The 25,328-nt window shown below is 70.2% G+C and carries 24 protein-coding genes and 1 pseudogene; 13 read left to right on the top strand and 12 right to left on the bottom strand.

Features of this window, described 5'->3' with window-relative positions:
- Window positions 1–3: 3 nt before the first annotated feature.
- The 5 genes from thrC (at window position 4) to ACIBK0_RS28380 (ending at window position 5,622) form a co-directional block, all read left to right on the top strand.
- The gene (gene thrC / locus ACIBK0_RS28400) at window positions 4–1,299 is read left to right on the top strand and encodes a threonine synthase (protein WP_399085902.1); all 1,296 of its coding nucleotides are present in this window, start codon (window positions 4–6) and stop codon (window positions 1,297–1,299) included.
- Window positions 1,296–1,571: a MoaD/ThiS family protein gene (locus ACIBK0_RS28395; protein WP_399085899.1), complete on the top strand. Its 276-nt coding sequence runs from the start codon at window positions 1,296–1,298 to the stop codon at window positions 1,569–1,571. The genes thrC and ACIBK0_RS28395 overlap by 4 nt, the downstream gene beginning before the upstream one ends.
- 450 nt (window positions 1,572–2,021) lie before the next feature.
- Entirely contained in the window at window positions 2,022–2,225 is a 204-nt protein-coding gene (locus ACIBK0_RS28390; RefSeq protein WP_005315736.1) for a cold-shock protein, read from the top strand.
- 351 nt (window positions 2,226–2,576) lie between these two features.
- Window positions 2,577–4,199 (top strand): chaperonin GroEL, encoded by a 1,623-nt coding sequence (groL, locus tag ACIBK0_RS28385; protein WP_399085896.1) that lies wholly within the window; start codon window positions 2,577–2,579, stop codon window positions 4,197–4,199.
- A gap of 268 nt (window positions 4,200–4,467) precedes the next feature.
- Window positions 4,468–5,622: an NADH:flavin oxidoreductase gene (locus tag ACIBK0_RS28380; RefSeq protein ID WP_399085893.1), complete on the top strand. Its 1,155-nt coding sequence runs from the start codon at window positions 4,468–4,470 to the stop codon at window positions 5,620–5,622.
- Between the two features lie 128 nt (window positions 5,623–5,750).
- Here the strand turns inward: ACIBK0_RS28380 and ACIBK0_RS28375 are convergent, their stop codons facing one another.
- The 3 genes from ACIBK0_RS28375 to ACIBK0_RS28365 are packed head-to-tail and all read right to left on the bottom strand — an operon-like array spanning window position 5,751 to window position 7,331.
- Complete coding sequence (locus tag ACIBK0_RS28375) at window positions 5,751–6,230, bottom strand: hypothetical protein (RefSeq protein ID WP_399085890.1); 480 nt, start codon at window positions 6,228–6,230, stop codon at window positions 5,751–5,753.
- Window positions 6,227–6,508, bottom strand: a complete 282-nt coding sequence (locus ACIBK0_RS28370; protein ID WP_399085887.1) for a DUF397 domain-containing protein — start codon at window positions 6,506–6,508, stop codon at window positions 6,227–6,229. Before ACIBK0_RS28370 ends, ACIBK0_RS28375 begins: the two co-directional genes overlap by 4 nt.
- A complete protein-coding gene (locus tag ACIBK0_RS28365; RefSeq protein WP_399085884.1) occupies window positions 6,489–7,331 on the bottom strand; it encodes a helix-turn-helix domain-containing protein in 843 nt (280 codons plus the stop codon). Before ACIBK0_RS28365 ends, ACIBK0_RS28370 begins: the two co-directional genes overlap by 20 nt.
- Window positions 7,332–7,470: 139 nt before the next feature.
- On the opposite strand from ACIBK0_RS28365, the pseudogene ACIBK0_RS28360 reads away from it, so the two are divergent.
- Window positions 7,471–7,838: pseudogene (locus ACIBK0_RS28360) on the top strand (hypothetical protein); the annotation flags it as partial.
- 136 nt (window positions 7,839–7,974) lie between these two features.
- Here the strand turns inward: ACIBK0_RS28360 and ACIBK0_RS28355 are convergent.
- From ACIBK0_RS28355 to ACIBK0_RS28340, 4 genes are all read right to left on the bottom strand, one after another.
- Window positions 7,975–8,565 carry a hypothetical protein gene (locus ACIBK0_RS28355; RefSeq protein ID WP_399085881.1) on the bottom strand — a complete coding sequence of 197 codons (591 nt, stop codon included), beginning with the start codon at window positions 8,563–8,565 and terminating at the stop codon, window positions 7,975–7,977.
- Window positions 8,562–9,992, bottom strand: a complete 1,431-nt coding sequence (locus ACIBK0_RS28350) for a PTS transporter subunit EIIC (RefSeq protein ID WP_399085878.1) — start codon at window positions 9,990–9,992, stop codon at window positions 8,562–8,564. The genes ACIBK0_RS28355 and ACIBK0_RS28350 overlap by 4 nt, the downstream gene beginning before the upstream one ends.
- A 297-nt stretch (window positions 9,993–10,289) precedes the next feature.
- Window positions 10,290–11,237, bottom strand: a complete 948-nt coding sequence (gene murQ / locus ACIBK0_RS28345) for an N-acetylmuramic acid 6-phosphate etherase (RefSeq protein ID WP_399085875.1) — start codon at window positions 11,235–11,237, stop codon at window positions 10,290–10,292.
- A 101-nt stretch (window positions 11,238–11,338) separates the two neighbouring features.
- Window positions 11,339–12,265, bottom strand: a complete 927-nt coding sequence (locus tag ACIBK0_RS28340; protein ID WP_399085872.1) for a MurR/RpiR family transcriptional regulator — start codon at window positions 12,263–12,265, stop codon at window positions 11,339–11,341.
- Between the two features lie 55 nt (window positions 12,266–12,320).
- On the opposite strand from ACIBK0_RS28340, the gene ACIBK0_RS28335 reads away from it, so the two are divergent.
- Window positions 12,321–12,704, top strand: a complete 384-nt coding sequence (locus ACIBK0_RS28335) for a hypothetical protein (protein WP_399085869.1) — start codon at window positions 12,321–12,323, stop codon at window positions 12,702–12,704.
- On the top strand, window positions 12,701–12,973 hold the full coding sequence (locus ACIBK0_RS28330; RefSeq protein WP_399085866.1) for a DUF4031 domain-containing protein: 273 nt from the start codon (window positions 12,701–12,703) through the stop codon (window positions 12,971–12,973). Before ACIBK0_RS28335 ends, ACIBK0_RS28330 begins: the two co-directional genes overlap by 4 nt.
- A 21-nt stretch (window positions 12,974–12,994) precedes the next feature.
- Here the strand turns inward: ACIBK0_RS28330 and ACIBK0_RS28325 are convergent, their stop codons facing one another.
- The 3 genes from ACIBK0_RS28325 to ACIBK0_RS28315 all read right to left on the bottom strand — a co-directional run bounded on the left by ACIBK0_RS28325 (window position 12,995) and on the right by ACIBK0_RS28315 (window position 16,246).
- A complete protein-coding gene (locus tag ACIBK0_RS28325) occupies window positions 12,995–14,074 on the bottom strand; it encodes a GNAT family N-acetyltransferase (RefSeq protein ID WP_399086332.1) in 1,080 nt (359 codons plus the stop codon).
- A 104-nt stretch (window positions 14,075–14,178) separates the two neighbouring features.
- Window positions 14,179–15,396 carry a Cmx/CmrA family chloramphenicol efflux MFS transporter gene (locus ACIBK0_RS28320; RefSeq protein ID WP_399086329.1) on the bottom strand — a complete coding sequence of 406 codons (1,218 nt, stop codon included), beginning with the start codon at window positions 15,394–15,396 and terminating at the stop codon, window positions 14,179–14,181.
- Window positions 15,397–15,601: 205 nt separating this feature from the next.
- Entirely contained in the window at window positions 15,602–16,246 is a 645-nt protein-coding gene (locus tag ACIBK0_RS28315) for a hypothetical protein (protein WP_399085863.1), read from the bottom strand.
- A gap of 47 nt (window positions 16,247–16,293) precedes the next feature.
- Here ACIBK0_RS28315 and ACIBK0_RS28310 point away from each other — a divergent pair, with 47 nt between their 5' ends.
- From ACIBK0_RS28310 to ACIBK0_RS28300, 3 genes are all read left to right on the top strand, one after another.
- Window positions 16,294–16,968 (top strand): maleylpyruvate isomerase family mycothiol-dependent enzyme, encoded by a 675-nt coding sequence (locus ACIBK0_RS28310; protein WP_399085861.1) that lies wholly within the window; start codon window positions 16,294–16,296, stop codon window positions 16,966–16,968.
- A gap of 234 nt (window positions 16,969–17,202) precedes the next feature.
- Window positions 17,203–17,898, top strand: coding sequence for a copper homeostasis protein CutC (locus ACIBK0_RS28305; protein WP_399085858.1), 696 nt, complete (start codon window positions 17,203–17,205; stop codon window positions 17,896–17,898).
- A 527-nt stretch (window positions 17,899–18,425) separates the two neighbouring features.
- Window positions 18,426–19,640: a trypsin-like serine peptidase gene (locus ACIBK0_RS28300; RefSeq protein ID WP_399085855.1), complete on the top strand. Its 1,215-nt coding sequence runs from the start codon at window positions 18,426–18,428 to the stop codon at window positions 19,638–19,640.
- Between the two features lie 90 nt (window positions 19,641–19,730).
- On the opposite strand, the gene ACIBK0_RS28295 is transcribed toward ACIBK0_RS28300, so the two are convergent.
- On the bottom strand, window positions 19,731–21,782 hold the full coding sequence (locus ACIBK0_RS28295) for a HelD family protein (RefSeq protein ID WP_399085851.1): 2,052 nt from the start codon (window positions 21,780–21,782) through the stop codon (window positions 19,731–19,733).
- Between the two features lie 342 nt (window positions 21,783–22,124).
- On the opposite strand from ACIBK0_RS28295, the gene ACIBK0_RS28290 reads away from it, so the two are divergent.
- Window positions 22,125–22,316 (top strand): hypothetical protein, encoded by a 192-nt coding sequence (locus tag ACIBK0_RS28290; RefSeq protein ID WP_399085848.1) that lies wholly within the window; start codon window positions 22,125–22,127, stop codon window positions 22,314–22,316.
- 232 nt (window positions 22,317–22,548) lie between these two features.
- Window positions 22,549–23,688, top strand: coding sequence for a glycosyltransferase 87 family protein (locus ACIBK0_RS28285; RefSeq protein WP_399086326.1), 1,140 nt, complete (start codon window positions 22,549–22,551; stop codon window positions 23,686–23,688).
- Here the strand turns inward: ACIBK0_RS28285 and ACIBK0_RS28280 are convergent.
- Window positions 23,601–25,289, bottom strand: coding sequence for a DNA repair helicase XPB (locus tag ACIBK0_RS28280; protein WP_399085845.1), 1,689 nt, complete (start codon window positions 25,287–25,289; stop codon window positions 23,601–23,603). The genes ACIBK0_RS28285 and ACIBK0_RS28280 overlap by 88 nt on opposite strands.
- Between the last annotated feature and the right edge of the window lie 39 nt (window positions 25,290–25,328).

Below are 25,328 nucleotides of genomic sequence, written 5' to 3'. Positions count from 1 at the left end.
TCCATGGCTGCGCAGACTGTTGCAAGCACCACGAACACCGTAGACGCCGTTGATCTCGGCCCCGCCGCCGCGCTTTCCTGCCGCGAGTGCGGGCACCGGGTCCCGCTCGGCCCGGTCTTCGCCTGCGAGGAGTGTTTCGGCCCGCTGGAGATCGCGTACGACTTCTCGGCCTACGACACCGAGGAACTCCGCAAGCGCATCGAAGCGGGCCCCGCGAACATCTGGCGCTACGCGCCCCTGCTGCCCGTCCCCGCGGACGTCGCCGAGAAGCCGAACATCAACCCCGGCTGGACCAAGCTCGTCAAGGCCGACAACCTGGCGCGCGAGCTCGGTGTCGACGCCGGCAAGCTCTTCGTCAAGGACGACTCCGGCAACCCGACGCACTCCTTCAAGGACCGCGTCGTCGCCCAGGCCATCGAGGCCGCCCGCGCCTTCGACTTCACCACCCTCTCCTGCTCCTCCACCGGCAACCTCGCCGGCGCGGTGGGCGCCGCCGCCGCCCGCGCCGGCTTCCGCTCCTGCGTGTTCATCCCGCACGACCTGGAGCAGGGCAAGGTCGTCATGGCCGCGATCTACGGCGGCGAGCTCGTCGGCATCGAGGGCAACTACGACGACGTGAACCGCTTCTGCTCCGAGCTGATCGGCGACCCGGCCGGCGAGGGCTGGGGCTTCGTCAACGTCAACCTGCGGCCGTACTACGCGGAGGGCTCCAAGACCCTGGCGTACGAGATCTGCGAGCAGCTCGGCTGGCGTCTGCCCGACCAGCTGGTCGTCCCGATCGCCTCCGGCTCCCAGCTCACGAAGATCGACAAGGGTCTGCAGGAGCTGATCAAGCTCGGCCTCGTCGAGGACAAGCCGTACAAGATCTTCGGCGCCCAGGCCGAAGGCTGCTCGCCGGTGTCCGTCGCCTACAAGGCCGGGCACGACGTCGTACGGCCGCAGAAGCCGAACACCATCGCCAAGTCGCTCGCCATCGGCAACCCGGCCGACGGGCCGTACGTCCTCGACATCGCGCGCCGCACGGGCGGTGCGGTGGAGGATGTCAACGACGAGCAGGTCGTCGACGCGATCAAGCTCCTTGCGCGCACGGAGGGCATCTTCGCCGAGACGGCGGGCGGTGTGACCCTCGGCGTCGCCAAGAAGCTGATCGAGAACGGCCTCCTCGACCCGACCCTGACCACGGTCGTCCTCAACACCGGCGACGGCCTCAAGACCCTGGACGCGGTGGCCGGCACCGGCCTGACCGCGACCATCCGCCCGAACCTGGACTCCTTCCGAGAGGCTGGCCTCGCATCATGAGCGTCAACGTCCGCATCCCCACCATCCTGCGCACCTACACCGGCGGTCAGGCCGAGGTGACGGCCGAGGGCGGGACCCTCGCCGAGGTCCTTGCCGACCTGGAGAAGAACCACACGGGTATCGCCGCGCGCGTTCTGGACGACCAGGGCAAGCTGCGTCGGTTCGTCAACGTGTACGTCAACGACGACGACGTGCGGTTCGAGCAGGGTCTGGAGACGGCGACGCCCGACGGTGCGGGCGTGTCGATCATCCCGGCGGTCGCGGGCGGCTGAACCCGTCACCCAAGGTGAGATTGTTACCGTAGGTAACGCTCATCACTAAGAGTTCATCGAATTGCCCCCTCCGTGAGAGAAACGGAGGGGGCAATTCTGCATGGTTGAGCACGGTAGAGTTGGGGAAGCTGCTTCGCTTTTCATGCCGGACGCATATGAGCATCTGCGCGACAGCCGACAAGAAGTAGCCAAAGTGCCCCACCTTTTTGAGCCGATTATGGCATTTACGGGGCCCGACTTGCCCTGAATCTTCGCGAATTCTCCGCATTTTCCCGATCGACCGTGCCCAGAATTCTCGTCCGATTGACCTGTTGCAGACGGCAGTTGGACAGATACATTCAGCCGCGGTCGACGCGTTCCGGCGCACACCCCCAACCGTTGGGGGGTGAGGTCTGACCCGGATCCGCGAAGTGTGGATCTGTGCAAGGGCCAGTAATAGGGGAGTTAGGCATGGCTCAGGGCACCGTCAAGTGGTTCAACGCGGAGAAGGGGTACGGCTTCATCGCGGTCGACGGTGGTGCGGACGTCTTCGTGCACTACAGCGCGATTCAGATGGACGGCTACCGCACCCTTGAAGAGGGTCAGCGAGTGGAGTTCGAGATCTCGCAGGGCCAGAAGGGTCCGCAGGCGGACATGGTCAAGCTCGCCGTCTGATCCCGGCGCGAACGGCCACCGACGCACTCACGCCGAGGGGCCCGCATCCCATCAGGGACGCGGGCCCTTCGTGCGTTCCCGGATCCCTCCCGTTCGTGAGAGGCGCTTGCGCCCGCCCGTCGCTCGACCACCACCCCTCAATGGGCTCGTTGCGCGGGAGCATCTTGCACTCGAGGGGGCCGAGTGCTAATCATTGGCGTTAGCACTCTCCGAGTGAGAGTGACAGAACTTGGATCGGGTCAGCGAGGTCCGCAAGCCGGTGGGGCAAGGAACCACAAGGCTTGCAGGCCGTCCGTCGCGGGCGCGGGCACGGTCCGGAGCAATCCACCCCGTCCGGGAGGACCACTTCACATGGCCAAGATCATCGCGTTCGACGAGGAGGCACGGCGCGGTCTCGAGCGCGGGATGAACCAGCTCGCCGACGCCGTCAAGGTCACCCTTGGCCCCAAGGGCCGCAACGTCGTCCTCGAGAAGAAGTGGGGCGCCCCCACGATCACCAACGACGGTGTCTCCATCGCCAAGGAGATCGAGCTCGAGGACCCGTACGAGAAGATCGGTGCCGAGCTGGTCAAGGAGGTCGCGAAGAAGACGGACGACGTCGCCGGTGACGGCACGACGACCGCGACCGTCCTGGCCCAGGCGCTGGTCCGCGAGGGTCTGCGCAACGTAGCCGCCGGCGCCAACCCGATGGCCCTCAAGCGCGGTATCGAGAAGGCCGTCGAGGCCGTCTCCGGTGCCCTGCTCGAGCAGGCCAAGGATGTCGAGACCAAGGAGCAGATCGCTTCCACGGCCTCCATCTCCGCCGCCGACACCCAGATCGGCGAGCTCATCGCCGAGGCCATGGACAAGGTCGGCAAGGAAGGCGTCATCACCGTCGAGGAGTCCCAGACCTTCGGTCTGGAGCTGGAGCTCACCGAGGGTATGCGCTTCGACAAGGGCTACATCTCGGCGTACTTCGCCACCGACATGGAGCGTATGGAGGCCGTCCTCGACGACCCGTACATCCTGATCGCCAACTCGAAGATCGCCAACGTCAAGGACCTGCTCCCGCTCCTCGAGAAGGTCATGCAGGGCGGCAAGCCGCTGCTGATCATCGCCGAGGACGTCGAGGGCGAGGCCCTGTCGACCCTGGTCGTCAACAAGATCCGTGGCACCTTCAAGTCCGTCGCCGTCAAGGCCCCGGGCTTCGGTGACCGCCGCAAGGCCATGCTCGGCGACATCGCCATCCTCACGGGCGGCGAGGTCATCTCCGAGGAGGTCGGCCTCAAGCTGGAGAACGCGGGTCTGGACCTGCTGGGCCGCGCCCGCAAGGTCGTCATCACCAAGGACGAGACCACGATCGTCGACGGCGCCGGCTCCGCCGACCAGGTCGCCGGCCGGGTCAACCAGATCCGTGCCGAGATCGAGAACTCGGACTCGGACTACGACCGCGAGAAGCTCCAGGAGCGCCTGGCGAAGCTGGCCGGCGGCGTGGCCGTCATCAAGGCCGGTGCCGCCACCGAGGTCGAGCTCAAGGAGCGCAAGCACCGCATCGAGGACGCCGTTCGCAACGCGAAGGCGGCCGTCGAGGAGGGCATCGTCGCCGGTGGTGGCGTCGCTCTCATCCAGGCGTCCGCCGTGTTCGAGAAGCTGGAGCTCGAGGGTGACGAGGCGACCGGCGCCAACGCCGTGAAGCTCGCCCTGGAGGCCCCGCTCAAGCAGATCGCCGTCAACGGTGGTCTCGAGGGTGGCGTCGTCGTCGAGAAGGTGCGCAACCTGGCCGTGGGCCACGGTCTGAACGCCGCGACCGGCGAGTACGTCGACATGATCGCCGAGGGCATCATCGACCCGGCGAAGGTGACCCGCTCTGCCCTGCAGAACGCCGCCTCCATCGCCGCGCTGTTCCTCACCACCGAGGCCGTCATCGCCGACAAGCCGGAGAAGGCCGCCGCGGCCGCTCCGGGCGGCATGCCGGGCGGTGACATGGACTTCTGATCGACCTCCGGTTGATCACTGTCCTTACGTTTCGAGGGCGGTACCCCCACTCCCAGGGGGTGCCGCCCTCGGGCGTTTTTTGGGGGGGTGCTCTCGTCGAACCGTCCGGGGTGCTCTTGTCGGGTGGGTCCAGGGCGCTCGCGTCGCGCGTGTGCGGGATCACAGAAGCGGGCCGTGGGGCGGCGGAATGTCGTGGCGGGTGGGGCGGTTGACGTTCATGGGCGGTCGATGCACGTGCACATACCGCCCGGAATCCCCTAACTGCTCGATGTCCGACCGACCTCTCCGAGGAGCCCCCTTCGTGACTGCCACCGCCGCCTCACGCGCAGCCGAGATCCTGTCCCGTCCCGTCTCCCTGAACGGCCTGACCGTCCCGAACCGGATCGTGATGGCCCCGATGACCCGGATGTTCTCGCCGGGCGGCGTACCGGGGGAGGACGTCGTCGGGTACTACTCCCGCCGCGCCGCCGCGGGCGTCGGCCTGATCGTCACCGAGGGCACGTACGTGGGCCACGAGTCGGCCGGGCAGAGCGACCGGGTCCCGCGCTTCCACGGTGAGGAGCAGCTGGCGGGCTGGGCGAAGGTCGCGGACGCCGTGCACGCGGCGGGCGGCACGATCGTGCCGCAGCTGTGGCACATCGGCATGGTGCGCAACCAGGGCGAGCCGCCGTTCGCGGACGCCCCGGCGGTCGGCCCCTCCGGCATCGGCTCCGAGGGCGCCGACGTCACCGGCAAGGCCATGACGCAGACCGATCTGGACGACGTGGTCGGCGCCTTCGCCGCGGCCGCGGCCGACGCCGAGCGCATCGGCTTCGACGGAGTCGAGCTGCACGGCGCCCACGGCTACCTGATCGACCAGTTCCTGTGGGCGGGCACCAACCGCCGCACGGACGCGTACGGCGGCGACCCGGTGGCCCGTACGAAGTTCGCGGCGGAGATCGTGGCCGCGGTCCGCGCGGCGGTCTCCCCGTCCTTCCCGGTGCTCTTCCGCTACTCGCAGTGGAAGCAGCAGGCGTACGAGGCCCGGCTGGCCGAGACCCCGGAGGAGCTGGAGGCGATCCTGACGCCGCTCGCCGCCGCCGGAGTGGACGCCTTCCACGCCTCCACCCGCCGCTACTGGCTCCCGGAGTTCGACGACTCCGACCTGAACCTGGCCGGCTGGACGAAGAAGATCACCGGCAAGCCCGCCATCACCGTCGGCTCGGTCGGCCTGGACGGTGAGTTCCTCAAGGCCTTCCAGGGAGAGGGCTCCTCGGTCAGGGGCATCGACGACCTGCTGGACCGCCTGGAGCGCGACGAGTTCGACCTCGTCGCCGTGGGCCGCGCGCTCCTCCAGGACCCGGAGTGGGCGGCGAAGGTCCTCGACGGACGCTTCGCGGACCTGGCGGCATACGACGCGGCGGCCCTGAAGACCCTCAGCTGAGCTGAGCCTGCTCGCTGTACGCCCCGGGGGGCGGCTCTTCTGTAGCAGGGGAGCCGCCCCCCGGCGCATGGGGTCAACCGGCTGTGTCCTCGGGTGAGAAAGAGGGCTCGGAGCTCGGCGCCCGAGGCTCAAGTCCCCTGGCAGGAGCCGTCGGTGACGTCGACGGAGAGGGCCGCGTACGTCTCGTTCGTCGGCGTCGCGTGGATGTGCATGCAGAACGCGGCGTCCGTACCGGGGCCGGTGATGGTGTAGTCGTCGTCGGCGGGGACCTTTTCGAAGGAATGCGTGGCCTGGTCGATCACTGCGCCGGTCGACGGGCCTTCCCCGGTGCGGTCGATGGCCTCGTCGATGTAGCTCTGGAAGCCCAGGTACTCGTCGTAGACGACCGGCTTCTTCTCCAGGTCGTCTGCCGCTTGGTGCACCGCCGAACGGAGTTCGCCCTCACTCCAGTTCGAGCTCGCGTGCAGGTAGTACATGCCGCCTGCCGCGAAGAGCAGCGAGCCGAAGATGAGGGCGAGGCCGACGGGGTTGTTCGGGTTGTAGACGTACCGGTTCGTCCCCCACTTGCTTCTGACGAAGACCGGCTCGTGATCGCGCGGTTCGCTCAACGGGCGGCCCGGACCTCGCCCTTGACGCCCATGACGAACGCGGACCAGACCTCCGCCTGGAACACGAGCTTCGGGCCGTGGGGGTTCTTGGAGTCGCGGACGGGGACGACGGTGGGGTGACCGTCGGCGACTTCCAGGCAGTCGGCACCGTCGCCGCCGCTGTACGTCGACTTGCGCCAGCGGGCGACTTCCAGGCAGTCGCCGCCTTGGCCGCCGCTGTAGCTGGACTTGTACCAGGTGGCGGTGCTCAGGTCGTACTCACGGGTGCTGTTCTCCATGTTCGTAATCCTGCGCCACGGATTCGATCAGGGCCAGGGAGTCTTGAGGCGAAAGTGCCGCGGCCTGAAGGAGGTTGAATATCAGGATGTGCCGGGTGACCGTGGCCGGGTCGTCCAGCAGTTTTCCCATGTCCGGCGCCTCGACGAAGGAGAGCGGCGGCGCGTCCTCGAACTCCATTAGTTTCAGGGGCCCGTCCATCGCGGCGTGCGCCCCCGCGCCGAACGGCAGCACCTGCGCGATGATCCGTTGCTTGCGCGCGAGGCCAGCCACGTGACGCAGAGCCTCCGCCATCACGGCACTGCCGCCGACCTCCCGGCGGAGGGCGGCCTCATCGAGAATCGCCCACAACAACGGGGTTGTTGGATCGTCGAGAAGATGGGCGCGTTCGAGGCGGGCGGCCACACGAGCGTCGATTTCGGAGTCCGTGGCGGTCGGCTTGTAGGCGCGGAACACCGCCTCCGCGTACGTCTTCGTCTGTAACAGCCCCGGGATCAGGAGCTGCGCGTACTGCCTGATCGTCGTAGCGATCGCCTCCGCCTCCGCAGCCTCCGCGAAGTGATCGGGGTACTTCGACCTGGCCAGTGCCTTGCAGTTGCGCTCGAAGAAGCCGTTCGTGCCGAGGATCTCGTCTATCTGGACGGCGTATTCGAGGTGCAGGCGCCGCGTCCCGGCCTCCAACTGGCCGATGAACGAACCGCTGACGAACAGCGGCTCGCCGAGCTCGGCCTGGCTGAGGCCCGCGTGCTCGCGGGCGTGCCGCAGCTCCGCGCCGATCATGGCGCGCGGCGACGAGGACGGATCGAGGTCCTTCGGTCCGAGCATGGCAACTCCCTGTCACACAGGTGAGGTTGTTGGGACGCCGACTCCGGCCAGGTTAGAGAGCGGATCGCCACGCTGTGTGGAGAACGCAAACACTCAGCGTGGAGGGAACAAGGCGATGGAGATGACGTCGAGTAAGCGGGTGCGGCCCACCGAGGAGATCGTCGAGGAGCTGCGGGCCGCCCTGGTCGGGGTCGGTGTGGTCCTGCCGTCGCTGCGGGTCGACCCGGTGACGGGTGCGAGCGACGAGCCGTTCGCCCTGGTCGCGCTGGGGCGCTGCAACGTGGGTACGGCGCAGAAGCTGACCGCCGTGCTGCGCGGGCTCGGCGGGCCGGGCGGCGGCGCTGAGTCGTGACCGAGGAGTACGCGATCGACGTACGGGACGGGCGCCTCGGTCAGGTCATGGGGCGCGAGGGCGGCTACGTACAACTGCGGCCGCCCGGCGGCGGACGCGAGTGGGACTGTCCTCAGGAGGCGCTCGGACAGGCGCCGCCGGGGGAGGTGCTGCGGACCCACGGTGACTTTGTTCCCCGAGCCCGAGGGTGGTGCGTACAAGCACGAGGACCGAGTGCCGTTCGGCGAGACCATTCTCGTGCCCGACCCCTTCTTTTCGTCACTGCATACGCATGCGTTCCCTCGGTAGCGGCTAAAGGTTCCCCATCGGTTCGATGTCCACCCGTACCGGTGTGCCCCAGATCCTCAGCACCTCGTAGTCCGTGAACTCGTGGACCAGGCGGTAGGCGATGCCGGGGCGGGGGGTGCGGCGCTCGGCGGCGAGGTAGCGCTCGGCCTCGTGGCGGTCGCGGCGGGGGGTGCCGCAGAGCTGCCACGCCTGGCCGGTCCACACTTCCGGGAGCCAGCGCTGCTGGGGCTGGGGGCGGTCGCCGCGGATGCCGTAGCGGGACTTGGTGCGCTCGGGGGTCTCGTCAGGGCCGGTGGGGCGGCCGCCGTGCGAGTAGGCGTCGTTGACCTCGGAGCGGCGGGCGGCGCGGCGGCGGGTCTCGCAGAGCAGGCAGAGGTCGGCGGCGCCCTCGTCGACCGGCCCGGTCGGGTGCTCGGCGCAGCGGGTGGTGGGCGCCGCTGTCGTCACCGTCTCGTCGAGCAGGTCCAGGGCCCGCTTCAGGTCCGCCTTGACCTCGTGCAGCTTCGCGTCGGGGGTGTCGGCGGTCAGCGCGTCACCGTGCTCCCCGAGCAGGCGCAGGGCTCGCCCCAGGGCGGTCAGCTGTGCGTGGTTCATGGCTCCACCTTTGCACGCGCCACTGACAACCCGGCAGGGCCGGTAGGACCTGCGCGGTCGGTGAGGCCGGTGAGACCGAAGAAGTACGTCGCGGCGAAGCCGACCATGTATCCCGTGAACAGGCCGCCCGCGTAGACAGCGGCCGTCAGGGCCAGGCCCCGGTTGCCGGAGAGCAGGGGGAACAGGGCCCAGCCCGACGGGCCGATGGCTGTCGAGCCGACCTTGTCGCCGAGCATGGAGAAGAAGCCCACGAAGGCGCCGCCCGCCGCTCCGCCAGTGCAGGCCGTGATGAAGGGGCGGCCGAGGGGGAGCGAGACGCCGTAGATCAGCGGTTCGCCGACGCCGAGAAGGCCCGCGGGGAGCGCCGACCTGATCGTCGTGCGGATGGAGTGGTCGTGGCGGAGGCGGACGTACACCGCGGCGGCCGCGCCGACCTGGCCCGCGCCCGCCATCGCCAGGATGGGGAGGAGGACGGTGTAGCCCTGCTGCTCGATGAGAGTGGTGTGGATAGGGATCAGGGCCTGGTGCAGGCCGAGCATGACGAGGGGGAGGAACAGGCCGCCCAGGATCAGGCCCGCGAAGGCGCCGGTGTTCTCCAGGAGCCAGTTCGCGGCCGTGCCGATTGCTGTGGAGAGCTCGCCCGCCGTGTACATCAGGGCGTAGAGCGTCACCAGGCCGGTGAGGAGGACGGTGAGGGTGGGGGTGACCAGGACGTCCAGCGTCTCCGGGACCCAGCTGCGGCACCATTTCTCGACGTACGTCCCCAGGAGCGCGGCCGCCAGTGCGCCCAGGACGCCGCCCTGGCCGGGAGCGAGCGTCATGCCGAACACCGTCACCTTGGCGACGCCCGCGTACACGATCACCGCCGCCACGGCGCCGCCCAGGATCGGAGTGCCGCCGAACTCCTTCGCCGTGTTGTAGCCGACGAAGACGGCGATCAGGGCCATGAAGCCGGAGGCGATGGCGGCGAGGGCGGGGGTGATCGTCGCCAGCAGACCAAGATTGATCAGCAGGCCGTTCAGGCCCGCGATGACGCCGCAGCCGATCAGGGCGGGGATCAGGGGGACGAAGACGTTCGCGATGCGGCGCAGGAGGAGTTTGAGGGGGGTGGCGTTGCGTTGTCGTCCGGTTGCCTTCAGCTCGGCGCCCTTGGCCGCCAGTTGATCGGCGGTGGTCGCCAGCAATGCCTCGAATTCCGGGGTCACTCGGGCGACCGTGCCAGGGCCGAGGACGATCTGGTACGTCTCGTCGTCGGCGACGATGCCGAGTACGGCCGGGAGTGCTCTGAGGGCGTCCTCCTGGACCTCGGTCCGGTCCCGTAGGCCCAGGCGCAGGCGGGTCATGCAGTGGGCTACGGAGGTTACGTTCGCGGGGCCGCCGACCAAGGGGAGGATCGCGGCGGCGGTGGCGTGGGGGGAGGGGTTCACTGTGCGTTTGTCCTGGTTGCTCGGGGGTGGGTGCGTGACCAGCGCTTGCAGGGTGCCGCCGTGCCCACCCGTGCCGCCCTGGCGGCACGATGGCCCACGGCTATGACGGCGGGCGGGCTTCTGCTCCAGGGGCGCGCATTCGCTAGGACGCGAATCGGCTGCTGCCCCAGGGGCGTGCATGCTCACGGCTATGACGGCGGGTGGGCTTCTGCCCCAGGGCCCGCATGTCCGCGGCTGCGACGGCGGGCGGGCTGCCGCTGCAGTGGCACGCATGCAGACAGTTGTGACGGCTTGCTTTCAGTGGGGCGCTGCCGCCAGTGCCGCTCGCAGGTGGCCCTTGCTCTCGTCCAGGAGGTGGGCCGCCGTGGGACCGTCCACGCCCCCCAGGATGGTCAGGATCGCGTTCTTCACTTCGCCGTCGGTGGCGGTGAGGGCCTGTTCGATTTCTTCGTCCGAGGCGCCGGTGGCGAGGGCGACGATGCGGCGGGAGCGGGCCCGCAGCTTCTCGTTCGAGGCGCGCACGTCGACCATCAGGTTCCCGTAGGTCTTGCCGAGGCGGATCATGGTGATCGTCGAGAGCATGTTGAGGACGAGTTTCTGGGCCGTGCCCGCCTTCAGGCGTGTCGAGCCGGTCAGGAGCTCGGGGCCCACGACGACCTCGAGGCCGTGATCCGCGGCGGCGGCGAGCGGGCTGTCCGCGTTGCAGGACAGGCCGATCGTCAACGCGCCGCGCGCGCGGGCGTGTTCGACGGCGCCGACGGCGTACGGGGTGCGGCCGGAGGCGGAGATGCCGACGACCGTGTCGTCAGGGGTCAGCCCCAGTCCGGAGAGGTCCTGCGCGGCCAGCTCCTTGGAGTCCTCGGCGCCCTCGATCGAGGTGATCATGGCGGTCGGGCCGCCCGCGATCAGGCCCACGACCTCGGACGGGTCGGTGTTGAAGGTGGGCGGGCACTCGGAGGCGTCCAGGACGCCGAGGCGGCCCGCGGTGCCCGCGCCCGTGTAGATGAGGCGGCCGCCGCGGGACATGCGGTCCGCGATGTCGTCGATGGCGGTGGCGATGAGCGGGAGCTGCGCCGCGACGGCCGTCGGCACGGTCGCGTCCTCGCCGTTCATGATCTTCGCGATCTCCAGGGTGGCCAGCTGGTCGATCTCGGCGAGTTCGGGGCGGAACGCCTCGGTGGTGAGTGTCTCCAACTCGGCCCTCAGGCCGTGGTGGTTGGAGGAGGCGTCGGCGGTTGAAGTCATGGAGGACGGCTCTTTTCCGTGCGGTACGACGACTTTCCGGTGCTGCGAGAAGAAGGGCCCCGTTGGAGAAGAGAAGAAGAGATGGTCCGGTGGTGCGCGGTCTAGCGGCGTCCCCCGCCGCGCGGCGTGTGGCGGTGTGCCAGGGCCTCGTACGAGGCGGACAGCGCCGGCGCCGCCGTCTCGTACGTCCGCTGGGCCACCCCCACGAACAGACAGTCCACCACCAGCAGCTGGCTCGTGCGCGACGACATCGCCGCCGGGCGCAGCTCGCTCTCGCGGGCCGTCGACGTGGTGAGGATGTGGTCCGCGTACTGCGTGACGGGACCGCCGGGGCGGCCGGTGATCGCCACCGTCGTCGCCCCGTGCTCGAAGGCGACCCGGAGCGGTTCGATGACGTCGCCGGTCGAACCGGAGTGGGTGATGGCTATCGCCACGTCCTTGGCGCGCAGCTGCACCGCGTTGGTGACGGCCAGGTGCGGGTCGCTGTGCGCGTGGGCTATGAGCCCTATGCGCATGAGCTTCTGGAAGAGGTCCTGGGCGACCAGGCCGGACGCGCCGACGCCGTAGATGTCGATGCGGCGGGCCGCGGCGATCGCGGCGACCGCCGCGCCGAGCTGGACGGTGTCGAGGCCGGCGGCGGTGTCGGCGAGGGTCTGCTGCTCGTCGTACGCGAGTTTCGCGACGACGTCCGCGATGGGGTCGTCGACCGCGATGTCGGCGGTGACGGCGGGGGCGCGCCCCGACTGCTGCTGGGCCGCCAGTCCGGCGAGCGCCAGGCGCAGATCCCGGTAGCCGGGGTAGCCGAGCAGACGGGCGGTACGGACGACCGTCGCCTCGCTGGTGCCGGTGAGCTCGGCGAGGCCGGTGACCGTGAGGGCCGCGCAGCCGGCCGGGTCGCCGGCGACGGCCTCGGCGACCCGCTGCATGGAGCGGGTCATCGACGGGGCGAGCGTCCGCACCTTGGCCGCGAGGGCGGCGGGGGCGGGCGGCGCCTCTCCCGCGAAAATTTCCTTCACGTCATGGGTCACATCTGAAAGATATTTTCCATTGGGGCATACGGTCAAGGGTGCGCACAATGGGTGCATGGACCCCATCAGCCCCCTGGAGCAGGCCTTGCACGCCGCTCGTGCCCTTGTCCTCGCCGATCTCGTCGCGGGTGACGTGGCCGAGGCGGACGTCGTCTCCCTGGTGGAGGAGTCGGTCGTGCAGCGCCGCTGGTGGGTCGAGCAGTGGCCGGAGGGCACGGACTACGTCGCCGGGCTGGTCGCCCAGGACGTACAGGACGCGTTGCTGGAGCGGTACGGCCGGTGGCCGCTGTGCCCCGTCTGCGGCTCCGGCGATCCGCACGCCCTCGACGTGGAGCCCGAGTTGGGGCCCGATCCGCACTGGGTGTGCCACAAGGCGGGCGTGAAGGTCGCCTCGGTGGGTTCCCTCGGCTCGGCGACGGGTGGGGCCGCCTCCTCGTGACCGTCTACATCGATCCGCCCACCTGGCCGGGGCACGGTCGCATGTGGTCCCATCTGATCAGCGATGTCTCGTACGACGAACTGCACGCGTTCGCCGCGGAGTTGGGTGCGCCGCGACGTGCCTTCGAGCGGGACCACTACGACATTCCCGTACACCGGTACGAGGATGCCGTGCGGGCGGGTGCGGTGCAGGTGAGCAGCCGCGAGGTGGTGCGGCTGCTGTACGGGGCGGGGCTGCGCCGCCGCAAGCGGCCGGGAGACAGCCGCTGAGGCACGCGCGAACCCGGGCTGTCAGGTCGCCCGGGCGTACGGCTGGAGTGAGCGGTCCATGCCGTGGAGCTCGTACGCGTAACGTTCCACGTCCTCGCTCACCCGGGTGAAACCGGCGCGCGAAATGACGCGTTGGGAGGGCGTGTTGGTCCGGTCGATGGCGGCGAAGAGGAGCTGGACGTCGTCGCGAGCCAGGGCCCAGGCGGCGAGGGCGCGCAGGGCCTCGGTCGCGTAACCGTTGCCGCGGGCGCTCTCCGCGAGGTCGTAACCGACCTCGGCCCGGCCTTCCTCGTCGGGCACGCCGTGGAAGCCCATGCCACCGACCGCGCACCCGTCCTCCCGGCGGACGAGGACGAACATGCCCCACTCGGGCCGGTGCACCCCGCTTTCGTACGCCTTCACGACCATCCCGGCGGCGTCCCGAGTACCCTCGAACGGGCCGCCCTCGATCCACTCGAAGCCGCCCGTGCCCCCCGCGCGCAGTTCGGCGGCGGCCGCCGGAGTGACCCCCTGGAGCGTGAGCCGCTCGGACTCGATCACGACGTTGTTGCTCCAGCGCCACTCGGTGACCGGGGCACGGCCCGGCAGTTCGCCGCGGCCGGTGGCCCACAGGAGGGTGCGCCAGGGGGAGGGCCCTGGCCGGACCTGGGGAAAGATTCGAGTGAGGACGCCCTCGCAGAGTGCGGCCGGGGGTTCATAGGCAAGCCCCAGCCCCTCCGCGATGTCATGCGTGTGCAAGAGGACTTCGGCGATGCCCATCGCGGCGAAGCCCTCGCGGTTCGCGCTGCGGAAGGGGTACGGGTGGAAGGCGCGCACCTCGCGCGGCGTCGTGCGGACGGTGGCCGCGAACAGGGCGCCGGTCGTCTCGATCACGTCGACGACGCCCGCGTTGTCGGTGCCGTCCTCCATCACGATCTCGAAGGGCACGTACGCCTCGGTGGCCCGCCCGGCCAGCTGCCCCGCGTACGCGATGAGATCGCCGGCGATGTGTTCCGCCGTCCGCCGGCAACTCCACTCCAGCTGCCCCGCCTTGATGCCGTCCCAGTCCCGCCCGGCAGCCGTACGCAGCAGCGCGACGCTTCCCGCGACCGCTTCCGCCACCTGGTCCGCGGCCAGGTGCCCGCCCACTTCCGCCCCCATGGCCTCGCCCAGGTCCCGGCTCAAGTCCCCGCCCATGTCTCCCATGCGGGCGAGGATAGGTCGGATCACGCTTCCGTACGTACCGATTTGTTCGCGGCGCCCGCCTTGGGCACGACGGTCGTGCCGCGCGAGGACTGCGTACGACGGTGCAGCCGCAGTGAGACGACGGCAACACCGATCGCGGAGACCGTCATGGCCGCGCCCGCCCAGGCGGTGGAGGCGTACCCGAACCCCGCGTCGATGACCGCACCGCCGACCCAGGGCCCGCCGGCGTTGCCCAGGTTGAAGGCGGCCGTGGTCGTGGCGCCGGCCAGGGTGGGGGCGGCCGCGGCGATGTCGAACATCCGGGCGTTGAGCGCGGGGGCGGTGTAGAAGCAGGCGATTCCGAGGACGAAGGAGAGGGCGACGGCGGCGATCGCGTACTGCCCGAACAGCGCGAGCGCGATCAGGATGACGGTGTCGGCCGCGATGCCGCTGATCAGCACCCCGAAGAGGTGCGCGTCGGCGATCCGCCCGCCGATCGTCGTACCGATCAGCGCGCCGACCCCGAAGAGCGCGAGCACGGTCGGCACCCACCCGTCGTCGAGCCCCGCCACGTCCGTGAGCAGTGGCGCGAGATAGCTGAACGCGCAGAAGACGCCGCCCGCGGCGAGCGCGATGACGCCGATGGACAGCCCGACCTGAGGGTCGCGGAAGATGCGCAGTTCACTCTTGAGCTGCGGCTTCTTGTCGGGGAGAGGGATACGCGGGATGAGCGTGACGATCCCGACGAGGGCGATCGCGGAGGCAGCGGCCACGGCCCAGAAGGCCGATCGCCAGCCGAGCCCCTCCCCGAGGAAGGCACCGGCGGGCACTCCCAGGACGTTCGCGATCGACAAACCGCCGATCATCACGGCCAGCGCCCGGGCTCGCGCGTTCGCCGGCACCATCGCGATGGCCACCGCGGCGCCGACCGCCCAGAAGCCCGCGCAGGCGAGCGCGCTGACGACGCGGGACGCGAACAGCACGGCGTACGTCGGCGCGAGTGCCCCCGCGACCTGGCCCAGGCCGAACAGCGCGATCAGGGAGACGAGAGTGGTCCGTCGGGGGAGCCGCAGCGTCACCACCGCGAGGAGGGGCGCCCCCACGACCATGCCGATCGCGAACGCCGAGATCAGCAGGCCCGCCTGCGGGATCGTGACGTCCATGTCCTCGGCGATGGGCGGCAACAGCCCGGAGAGCATGAACTCACTGGTGCCGAGGGCGAAGACGGAGAGTCCGAGGATGTAGACGGACAAGGGCATACGGGGGCGGGGATGGTGAGCGGCGGGGGCGGGCGTGCCGGACATAGGTGATGCATGCGGCATATCAGACATGTCGCGCGTGTCCGCGGGCGGCGGTTCGAGACTTGAGGGCATGCTCCCTTCGTACGTGGTCCGGCGCCCGTCGTCGAACCGGTTTTTCGGCGTGAGTGCGCGCAGGCCCGAGCGGGTGAGTGCGTGACCGATGTCAGTCGGTGAGCAGCTCCAGCTCGGCGCCGATGTTGTACCGCGCGGTGGCCTCCCACTGCGCCGCACCGTGCGGTGTGTGGAACAGGCGGGGCAGGTCGAGGAGTTGGCGCAGGATCGCGGCGCGGCCCTCGTGGAACGCGTCGTTCGGGACGAAGGCGTACTCCTGGCGGACTGCGGCGGTGTACGCCGCGTACGCGTTCGGGGACGAGGCCAGGATCGCCAGGTCGGCGTCGCACAGGACCTGGCCGTTGCGGTCGTCGTCGGCGGGGTCGTGGGTGACCGTGAGGCGGACCAGACGGGCGACCTCCGCGGTCCTCTCCTCGGACACCCCGGCCTCGGGGAGCGCGCGTTCGGCGAGGCGGGCCGAGCGCTCCTCGTTCTCGGAGCGGTCGGGGAAGTACACGGCGTCGTGGAACCAGGCGGCCAGGCGTACGAGGTCCGGGTCGTCCGCGTGTTTCTCCAGTACGTCGATGTGGTCGAGGACCGCCTGGAGGTGCGTGACGGTGTGGTAGTGGCGCTGAGGCTCCTGCCAGCGGGCGAGGAGATGATCCGCGTACGGAACGGGATCCGGGCCGCCGCCGGGCGCCCGGGCTCCTTCCAGGGCACGGGTCCAGCGGGTGCGCAGGGCGTCGAGATCGGCCATGCGCCCATTCTCCCGTGCGGAGCCTTCGGCCCCCTAGCGTGGCACCCATGACTACTGCTGACATGCACGACGTACGGGACCCCGAGCTGCCCGGGCGGCTTCTGACGATCGAGCGTGACGCGCTGATACCGCTGCTGCGGGCCCGGCCGGAGGAGGACTTCGCGCTGGCGACCGGCGCGTGTCCGGGGTGGACCGTGCGCGACGTACTCGCGCACTGTTCGGCCGCGTTGATCCGGGTGGTGGAGGGGCGGTTCGAGAAGGGCGTGTTCTCGCCCGAGTCGAACGACCGGGACATCGCGGAGCGGGCCGCCTGGACGAACGCGTGGGTCGTGGACGAACTGGAGCGCGGGATGACCGAGGCCGGGCCGGTGATCGCCAAGGCGGGTGGTGTGCTCGACCCGATCGCGCTGGGGGAGTGGGTGCATGCCGGGGACGTGCGCGAGGTCTTCGGGGAGCCGGGGGCGTACGCGGGCGACGGGCTGCCGCACGCGCTCGCCCTTCTCGCGCGGGTCACCCGCCACAAGGGGCATCTGCCGCTGCATGCCGACCTCGACGACATGGACGAACCGCTGCGGTTGGGGAGTGTGCCGGGGGAGCGGCCGCCGGCACGGTACATCGGCAGTGCCGCGACGCTGGTACGGCTGTACGCGGGACGGCCGGTCGACGGCGAGGGGTATGAGCTGGTCGGGGCGGAGAAGAGGGAGCTGAACATCTTCGGCTGACGGGCGAATGAGGGCGGGTAGCGCAGTTCCCCGCGCCCCTTTCAGGGGCGCGGGGAACTGCGCAATCTCTTAGGGGTCTGGGGGCGCAGCCCCCAGGTACGGGACGGGTAGGGGCGGAGAGGGCGAAAACACCCCACCCGCGCACCGACTCGGCGTGATCTTCTCGCGGCGGCAGCCCCACCCGCGTACTCTGAGATTGGACTAGACCTGTAGCCGCCCAAGGGAAGAGGTCCGATGATCAAGCGCAAGCGCGCAGTCCTGGAGGTGATCGCCCTCGGCGTGGAGGACGCGGTGGCCGCCCAGGCCGGAGGTGCGGACCGGCTGGAGCTGGTCACCGACATGGCCGCCGAAGGGCTCACCCCACCGGTGGAGACCTTCGCCGGTATCCGCGCCGCCGTGGACATCTCGCTGCGCGTGATGCTCCGTCTCGCGGACGGATTCGCCGCGGGAGACGTCGACGCGCTCGTCCGCGTCGCCGGGGAGATGCGCGCCGCGGGGGCGGACGAGTTCGTGCTCGGCTTTCTCGACGAGCACGGCGGCGCGGACCTGGCCGCCGTGGAGCGGCTCGTCGCCGAACTGGACGGCTGCCGCTGGACCTTCCACCGCGCGATCGACCGCGCCGCCGACCGCGACGCCGTGCGCAAGCAGCTCGCGGACCTGCCGGGCCTCGACGCCTACCTGACCGCCGGTTCCGCGGCGGGCATCGACGACGGCCTCCCCACGCTGCTCGCCGAGGCCGCCCGCGGCGGTGAGCCGGGCTACGAACCGCGGATCATGGTCGGCGGCGGTCTGCGCCTCGACCATGTGCCACGCCTGCGCACGGCGGGCATCGACGCCTTCCACATCGGCGGCGCCGCCCGCCCGGGCGGATGGACCGCACCGGTGTCGCCGGAGGCCGTCCGGGAGTGGCGGGAGGCGCTGGACGCCTAGGGCCTGTCCGGCGGTTCCTGTCGGAGACGCGGGTCCTGGTGCGCCCATCTGCGGCGTTGTCGTCGGTTGCCGACTCCCCCACGCTCGGCTTCGCTCGCGCGGGCGGACCTCCATCGCGTCGTCGCTTTTTTACCTTGCAGCTGGACGCACCAGGATCAGCTCACCTGCGCTGATGAGGCGCCGCAGGTCCCCTCCGGCCTGATCCGCCGGACAGGCCCCAGGGGCGCGGCGCCACGCGACCTTCGGCCCAGAACCTGTTCACCACTGCGCCCCGCCCCCACCCGGTCTCGCCCATCCCTGACCCAAGGTCACGGATCGATATCCGAGCGGTAGTTGTTGTGTGCTGACCGCCCTCCCGCGATCACTCTCCGGCTTCGTGCGTGCATAGTAAAGACGCCCTGGATCGGCCAGGGCATGACAAGCCATGTCACGTCATGGCATGTCAAGCCACTACGCACGCGCGCCGTGGGAAGTGACACGCACGCGCGCGAAGCACGAAGCACGCAGCAACAGGGGGACAAGGCTCCATGCCATCCATACGCAGCCGCTCGCTCGCGGCCGCCGCAGCCGTGATCGCGGCCATCATGGTCACCACCACGGCCTGTGACAGCAAGAAGGACGACGGGGCCGCCGCGCAGCCCTCGTCGTCCACGCAGGCGGGCAAGAACGTCGACACCGGCCAGGACGACGACGGCTCCACCTCGCTCGGCGGCTACAAGCTGCCCGCCGGCATTCCCACCGACCTCAGCGGCGCCGCCCTGGAGAAGTGGAAGAACGGGGGGTGGAAGGACTACAGCAACTGGGCCTCCAAGGCCGAGGACTTCGCCAACCCGTACATCAAGGACTTCTGGACGCCGGAGAAGATGGCCGCGGCCAAGTCCAGCATTCCGGTCGCGCAGGCGGGCAGCACCAGCTCCGGTTCGGGCAACGGTGCCACCTCGTACCTGCCCGACGGGACGGTGAAGCGGAAGACGGCCACGAAGGTCAAGGCGACCTACCACCACTACGCGGCCCCGGTGGGCAAGCTGTTCTTCTCCTCGCCCGAGGGTGCCATGGTCTGCTCCGCCGCGGTCGTCACCGACCCGGCGCACCCGGGCAAGTCCAACATGGTGTGGACCGCGGGCCACTGCGTGCACGCGGGCAAGGGCGGCGGCTGGTACCGCAACATCGCCTTCGTTCCCTCGTACAACAACGGCGCGAGGCTGAGCAACCGGCAGATCACCGACCCGCGCGCCAAGTCCGTCTCCCCGTACGGCATTTGGTGGGCCAACTGGGCCACCACGTCGTCCCAGTGGATCAAGGGCGGCGGCCACCAGGGCAACGCGGCCTCGGCGTACGACTACGCCGTGCTGCATGTGAAGCCCGAGAGCGGCAAGAAGTCCCTTCAGGAGCGGCTCGGTTCGGCCCTGCCGGTGTGGTTCAACGCCCCGGCGGCCAACAAGGTCAAGAACATGAAGGTCCGCGGCTACCCCGCCGAGGCGCCGTACGACGGCTCGAAGATGTACGACTGCCGCGGCGCCACCAAGCGTTTCGTGCTGGCGAGCAACGCCCCCGCCCAGTTCATGATCGGGTGCACGATGAACGGGGGCGCCTCCGGCGGCCCCTGGTTCCTGACGCACAACGGCCGGACCTACCTGGTCTCGAACAACTCGCTGAGTGACCGCAAGACGTTCATCACCGGGCCGCGCCTCGGCAAGAACGCCAAGCAGGTCTATCTGGCGACCAGCCGCAAGTTCAAGTAACGGCATCTGCAGGATCGTTGGTGGCCTCCGGCGCTCGGTGCCGGGGGCCACTCGCGCGTGCCCGCGTGGTCACGGCGGCCACCCGCGGTACTAAGCCAGTTGTGCCGGCAGCGGCGCCGCGTGCGTGACGATCAGGCCGGAGACCGCTCGGGTCAGGGCCACGTACAGGCGGCGCAGGCCGGTCCGCTCGTCCGGCTCGCCGTCGACGACGCCCTGCGGCTCGTCCAGGACCACGTAGTCGTACTCCAGGCCCTTGGCGAGCGAGGCCGGCACCAGGGTCAGACGGGTCTCGGCCGTCGTCTCCTCGCCCGGGCCGAGGTACGTCAGCCCGGCCGCCGTCAGCACCTCGGCGAGAACCGGGACCCGGGCGTCGGCGGCGATGAGCCCGATCGACCCCTCGTTGCGCAGCAACTCCGCGCAGGCGCCGACCACTTCGGAGTCGGCCGTGCTCGGACGTACCTCGAAGAAGCCCGGGTTCTCCCGCACCGACGCCACCGGCGTCAGCCCGGGCGCGATGTGCGGCAGCAGCCGGGAGGCGTACGTGATGACATCCGTGGGCACGCGGAAACCCGCCGTCAGCTCCTCCACGACGGCCTCCGCCTTGCCGAGATGGCGCAGCGCCTCGTCCCAGCTCCGGGTGGCCCAAGGAGTGGTGCCCTGCGCGAGATCCCCGAGCACGGTCGCCGAACCGGTCGTGCAGCGCCGCCCCACCGCCCGGTACTGCATCGGCGACAGATCCTGCGCCTCGTCGAGCACCACATGCCCGAGCGAGTGCGTGCGCTGCACCAGATCGGTGGCCTCGTCGATCAACACGGTGTCGGCGGCCGACCACTTGGCGGACTTCACCGAGCGCACCGGCTTCTGCCAGAGGATCTGCTTCTGCTCGTCCTCGTCGAGGACCCCCTCCGCGTGGACGGCGAGGAAGTCCGCGTCGGAGAGCAGCCGCAGGACGAGCTTGGCCGGGTCGACGGGTGGCCAGATGGCCTTGACCGCGGCCTTCACGGCGGTGTTGCGGGCGACGGCGTCCTGCACCCGGTCGTCCGGCGCCTCTCCGGACCGCTCCATCTGGACCAGCACGGCGTGCGCGATGCGCTGCGGAAGGGCCTCGCGAGCGGCGCCGTAGCGGATCTCGCGGTCCAGCAACTCCCGCACGATCTCTTCGAGTTCGTACGCCGCCACGCGCCAGCGCCGCGAACCGCGGACGACGACGACGGGCTCGGTCGGCAGCGTCACATGGGAGCGCACCGCCCGCCGCAGCACCTCCGCCATCCGGGCGTCGCCCTTGATGACGGCGGCGGTCGCTTCGTCGCTCCCGCGCACCTCGACATGCGCGACGAGATCGTCGACCGTCGCCTGCTTGACCTCCAACTCGCCGAGGGCCGGAAGGACTTGCTCGATGTAGTGCAGGAAGGACTTGTTCGGCCCGATGACCAGGGTGCCGGTGCGGGCCAGCCGCTCCCGGTGGGCGTACAGCAGATACGCGACCCGGTGCAGGCCGACGGCGGTCTTCCCGGTGCCGGGACCACCCTGCACGCACACGGACCCGGCGAGCCCGCTGCGGACGATCTCGTCCTGCTCCGGCTGGATGGTCGCCACGATGTCGCGCATCGGACCGACTCGCGGCCGCTCGATCTCCTGCTGGAGCAGCTTGCTGGTGGTCGCCGCCTCGCCCGGGTCCGACAGATGCTCGTCCTCGTACGCCGTGAGGTCACCGCCGGTGTAACCGAAGCGGCGCCTGAGCCCGACGTCCAGCGGGTCCTTCTTCGAGGCCCGGTAGAAGGGCTGCGACACCGGTGCGCGCCAGTCGATGACCATCGGGTCGCCCTCGGCGTCGTGCACATGCCGCCGCCCGATGTAGAACCGCTCGCCCGCCGCGCCCTCCGCCTTCTCGGCGCCCGGCGCGTGCAGGTAGTCGAGCCGGCCGAAGAACAGCGGCGTGTGGCTGAGGTCGGCGAGGGCCTTGATGCGCTCGCTGATCTGCCGGTGCAGCACTTCGGCGTTCACCCAGTTCGCGGTGACGTCGCGGATGTCGAGGTTCTCCACGTCCTCGCGCATCGCGCGCAGGGCGGCGCGGGACGAGCTGAGGTGGGTCCGCTCACGGGAGAGGGGATCGTCGGACGGGTAGTCGGGCGGGGTGGACACGGGTGTTGCCTCCGGGGATCTGCTGCGGGCGTGATTCCGTCGAGGAGCTGCCGATGGATCTGCGAGGAATCGGTGACGGTGCGTGATTCCTGGATGCCGTCCGGTTTCCGGCCGGGCGGCGGCACTCCGTGAAGGGAGGCGGGCAAGAGCGGAGATTCTAGGTGACCGGAGGATGTGGGGGCCAACGGTTTTTCACCGCCTCGGGGACGTGCCCCCCAAGGCCCTAGGGGTCGGGGTCCGTCGTGAGGCGTACGGCGGGCGGCCCGCAGGTGTACGAGGGGTCCGCCGAGGTTCGGTCCGCAGGCCGACGCCATTCGGGGCAATGCGTTCCACCATGGATACATGAGCGCAGCCACTTTCACCCCAGGACCTGTCCACCCCAGCCCACCGACCGGCGCGACCGCCGCCACCTCCACCCACCACCGTCACCGCCTCGGCGACGCCCTGCGCGCCGTCAAGGTGTTCGCGGAGGCGGCCTTCGGAGTGGTGGTCCTCGGCGAGTACGGCGAGGAGGCGGGCGTACGACGCCGGTGATGCCCAAGTCAGTGAGCGGTACGCCTGGCTCACGCCGGTGAGCGGTACGCCTGGCTCACGCCGGTGAGCAGTACGCCCGGCTCGCGCCGGTGAGCGGTACGCCTGGCTCACGCCGGTGAGCGGTACGCCCGGCTCGCGCCGGTGAGCCGCACGTCGGGCCGAACGGCTCGGACACTAGGGTCACTCCGTGCCCCGACGGAACGTGATCGCCGCGTCACCCACCGAAGTCGCCCTGCTCGCCTTCTCCTTCGTCGCCTTCTGCGCGCTGTGCGTCGTCACGCACGCCCCCATGGCCGACGCGCTGGTCTACCGGGCCGAGGGCGCGGCCTTACTGAACGGCACGGATCTCTACGGATTCACCGTCACCGAGTGGCAGCTGCCCGCCACCTACCCGCCCTTCGCGGCGCTCCTCTTCGTGCCGACGGCCTGGCTCCCGCCGGACGTCCTCAAGGTCGCCTTCGTCGCCGGAAACGTGATCCTGCTGGCCGCGCTGGTCCGGCTCTCCTGCCGTCTCGCCGGACTCCCGGGGCGGCTCCCCGCCGTCTGCGCCGCCACCGCCCTGGCCCTCTGGCTGGAACCCGTCTTCCAGACCGTCATCTTCGGCCAGGTCAACCTTGCCGTCGCCTGCCTGATCCTCTGGGACCTGACCCGGCCGCCGGGCGCGCCCGGCAGGGGAGTCGCCCTCGGCGTCGCGACGGGCGTGAAGCTCACCCCGGCCGTCTTCATCGCCTACCTGCTGCTCACCGGGCGCGTTCGCGAGGGGGTGACCGCGCTGGCCGCGTGTGCCGGGACCGTACTGGTGGGAGCGCTCGTGCTGCCGTACGCGAGCGTGGATTTCTGGACCCGACGGCTGTACGAGACCCACCGCGTCGGCAAGGCGTGGATCGTGGACAACCAGTCGCTCCAGGGGCTGATCGCGCGTGCGCTCGGGGAGTCGTCGCCGGGCCCGGCGTGGGCGGTGCCGGCGGTGGCCGTCGCCTGCGCGGGCCTCTGGCTGGCCCGCCGCACGGCCACCGATGACGACCGTCGGGGCATCCTGATCACCGCCTTCACCGCCCTCCTCGTCTGCCCGATCAGCTGGTCGCACCACTGGGTGTGGTGCGTACCGCTGATCGCCGTGCTGGCGGCGGACGGCCGCAGGCGTACGGCGGCGCTGGTGGCGGCGGTCTTCACGGCCCGCACGCTGTGGCTGGTCCCGCACCAGGGCCCGCTGGACCTCCAACTCCCATGGTGGCAGCAGCCATTGGCGTCACCGTACGCGCTACTGACGCTGGTCCTGCTGCCTCAGCTGTCGACGTCGTCCACGTCGTCGGCGTTGCCGGCGCTGCCGGCGTTGCCGGCCAGCAACTCGTCCGCGTCGACGATCCGGTAGGCGTACCCCTGTTCCGCCAGGAACCGCTGCCGATGGGCGGCGAAGTCCTGGTCGATGGTGTCGCGGGCGACGACGGAGTAGAAGTGGGCCTGGTGGCCGTCGGCCTTGGGACGCAGTACCCGGCCCAGCCGCTGTGCCTCCTCCTGCCGCGACCCGAAGGTGCCCGAGACCTGGATGGCGACGGTCGCCTCCGGCAGGTCGATGGAGAAGTTCGCGACCTTGGACACGACCAGGACGCTGATCTCGCCCTCACGGAAGGCGTCGAAGAGCTTCTCGCGCTGCGCGTTGCTGGTCTCGCCCTTGATGACGGGCGCGTTCAAGTGCTCGCCCAGCTCGTCGAGTTGGTCGATGTACTGCCCGATGACGAGGATCTGCTGCCCCGCGAAGCGGCGGACGATCGCCTCGGTGACCTTCCGCTTGGTCTCCGTCGTCGCGCAGTAGCGGTACTTCTCCTCGGTCTCGGCGGTGGCGTACGCGAGCCGCTCGGAGTCGGTCAGATTGACCCGGACCTCGACACAGTCGGCGGGCGCGATGTACCCCTGCGCCTCGATCTCCTTCCAGGGCGCGTCGAACCGCTTGGGCCCGATCAGCGAGAAGACGTCCGACTCGCGCCCGTCCTCGCGCACGAGGGTCGCGGTGAGCCCCAGCCGCCTGCGCGCCTGCAGATCGGCGGTGAACTTGAACACCGGCGCGGGCAGCAGATGCACCTCGTCGTAGACGATGAGCCCCCAGTCGCGCGAGTCGAAGAGCTCCAGGTGCGGATAGACACCCTTCCGCTTGGTCGTCAGCACCTGGTACGTCGCGATGGTGACCGGCCGGATCTCCTTCCTCGTACCGCTGTACTCGCCGATCTCGTCCTCGGTCAGCGAGGTCCGCTTCACCAACTCGTGCTTCCACTGCCGGGCGGAGACGGTGTTGGTGACGAGGATCAGGGTGGTGGCCTTGGCCTGCGCCATCGAGCCGGCCCCCACGAGCGTCTTGCCGGCACCGCAGGGGAGGACGACGACCCCACTGCCGCCGTGCCAGAAGTTCTCCACGGCCTGCTTCTGATACGGCCGCAGCGCCCACCCGTCCTCCGCCAGCTCGATGGGGTGCGCCTCCCCGTCGACGTAGCCCGCGAGGTCCTCGGCCGGCCAGCCCAGCTTCAGCAGCGTCTGCTTGATCTGCCCGCGCTCGGAAGGGTGCACGGCGACGGAGTCGGGGTCGATCCGCGCCCCGACGAGCGGCGCGATCCGCTTGGATCGCAGGACCTCTTCGAGCACGGGCCGGTCGGTGGTGGTGAGCACCAGCCCATGGGCGGGGTGCTTGCTGAGGGTGAGCCGCCCGTAGCGGTCCATGGTCTCCGCGATGTCGACGAGCAGCGCGTGCGGAACCGGATAGCGGCTGAACTCCACGAGCGCGTCCACGACCTGCTCGGCGTCGTGCCCCGCGGCCCGCGCGTTCCACAGGCCCAGCGGCGTCACCCGGTAGGTGTGAATGTGCTCGGGCGCCCGCTCCAGCTCGGCGAACGGCGCGATGGCCCGACGGCAGGCGTCGGCGAGCTCGTGATCGACCTCGAGGAGCAGCGTCTTGTCGCTCTGGACGATGAGGGGTCCGTTCACACCCGTCCCTTTCTGCGTGCCGACACCCCTGCGCGGATG

The sequence above is a fragment of the Streptomyces sp. NPDC050564 genome, assembly GCF_044457265.1.
Lineage (GTDB): Bacteria > Actinomycetota > Actinomycetes > Streptomycetales > Streptomycetaceae > Streptomyces.
The sequence above is the reverse complement of the archived record's forward strand: the minus strand, read 5'-3'. Positions and strand labels throughout refer to the sequence as shown.

Excerpts from the sequence above, each read along its gene's own strand:
- ACIBK0_RS28390 (WP_005315736.1), top strand. The coding sequence starts at position 2,022 with ATGGCTCAGGGCACCGTCAAGTGGTTCAACGCGGAGAAGGGGTACGGC.
- ACIBK0_RS28370 (WP_399085887.1), bottom strand. The coding sequence starts at position 6,508 with ATGGAGAACAGCACCCGTGAGTACGACCTGAGCACCGCCACCTGGTAC.
- murQ (WP_399085875.1), bottom strand. The coding sequence starts at position 11,237 with ATGACTTCAACCGCCGACGCCTCCTCCAACCACCACGGCCTGAGGGCC.
- thrC (WP_399085902.1), top strand. The coding sequence starts at position 4 with ATGGCTGCGCAGACTGTTGCAAGCACCACGAACACCGTAGACGCCGTT.
- ACIBK0_RS28315 (WP_399085863.1), bottom strand. The coding sequence starts at position 16,246 with ATGGCCGATCTCGACGCCCTGCGCACCCGCTGGACCCGTGCCCTGGAA.
- ACIBK0_RS28290 (WP_399085848.1), top strand. The coding sequence starts at position 22,125 with ATGAGCGCAGCCACTTTCACCCCAGGACCTGTCCACCCCAGCCCACCG.
- groL (WP_399085896.1), top strand. The coding sequence starts at position 2,577 with ATGGCCAAGATCATCGCGTTCGACGAGGAGGCACGGCGCGGTCTCGAG.
- ACIBK0_RS28365 (WP_399085884.1), bottom strand. The coding sequence starts at position 7,331 with ATGCTCGGACCGAAGGACCTCGATCCGTCCTCGTCGCCGCGCGCCATG.
- ACIBK0_RS28300 (WP_399085855.1), top strand. The coding sequence starts at position 18,426 with ATGCCATCCATACGCAGCCGCTCGCTCGCGGCCGCCGCAGCCGTGATC.
- ACIBK0_RS28305 (WP_399085858.1), top strand. The coding sequence starts at position 17,203 with ATGATCAAGCGCAAGCGCGCAGTCCTGGAGGTGATCGCCCTCGGCGTG.
- ACIBK0_RS28310 (WP_399085861.1), top strand. The coding sequence starts at position 16,294 with ATGACTACTGCTGACATGCACGACGTACGGGACCCCGAGCTGCCCGGG.
- ACIBK0_RS28395 (WP_399085899.1), top strand. The coding sequence starts at position 1,296 with ATGAGCGTCAACGTCCGCATCCCCACCATCCTGCGCACCTACACCGGC.
- ACIBK0_RS28380 (WP_399085893.1), top strand. The coding sequence starts at position 4,468 with ATGTCCGACCGACCTCTCCGAGGAGCCCCCTTCGTGACTGCCACCGCC.
- ACIBK0_RS28335 (WP_399085869.1), top strand. The coding sequence starts at position 12,321 with ATGGACCCCATCAGCCCCCTGGAGCAGGCCTTGCACGCCGCTCGTGCC.
- ACIBK0_RS28355 (WP_399085881.1), bottom strand. The coding sequence starts at position 8,565 with ATGAACCACGCACAGCTGACCGCCCTGGGGCGAGCCCTGCGCCTGCTC.
- ACIBK0_RS28320 (WP_399086329.1), bottom strand. The coding sequence starts at position 15,396 with ATGCCCTTGTCCGTCTACATCCTCGGACTCTCCGTCTTCGCCCTCGGC.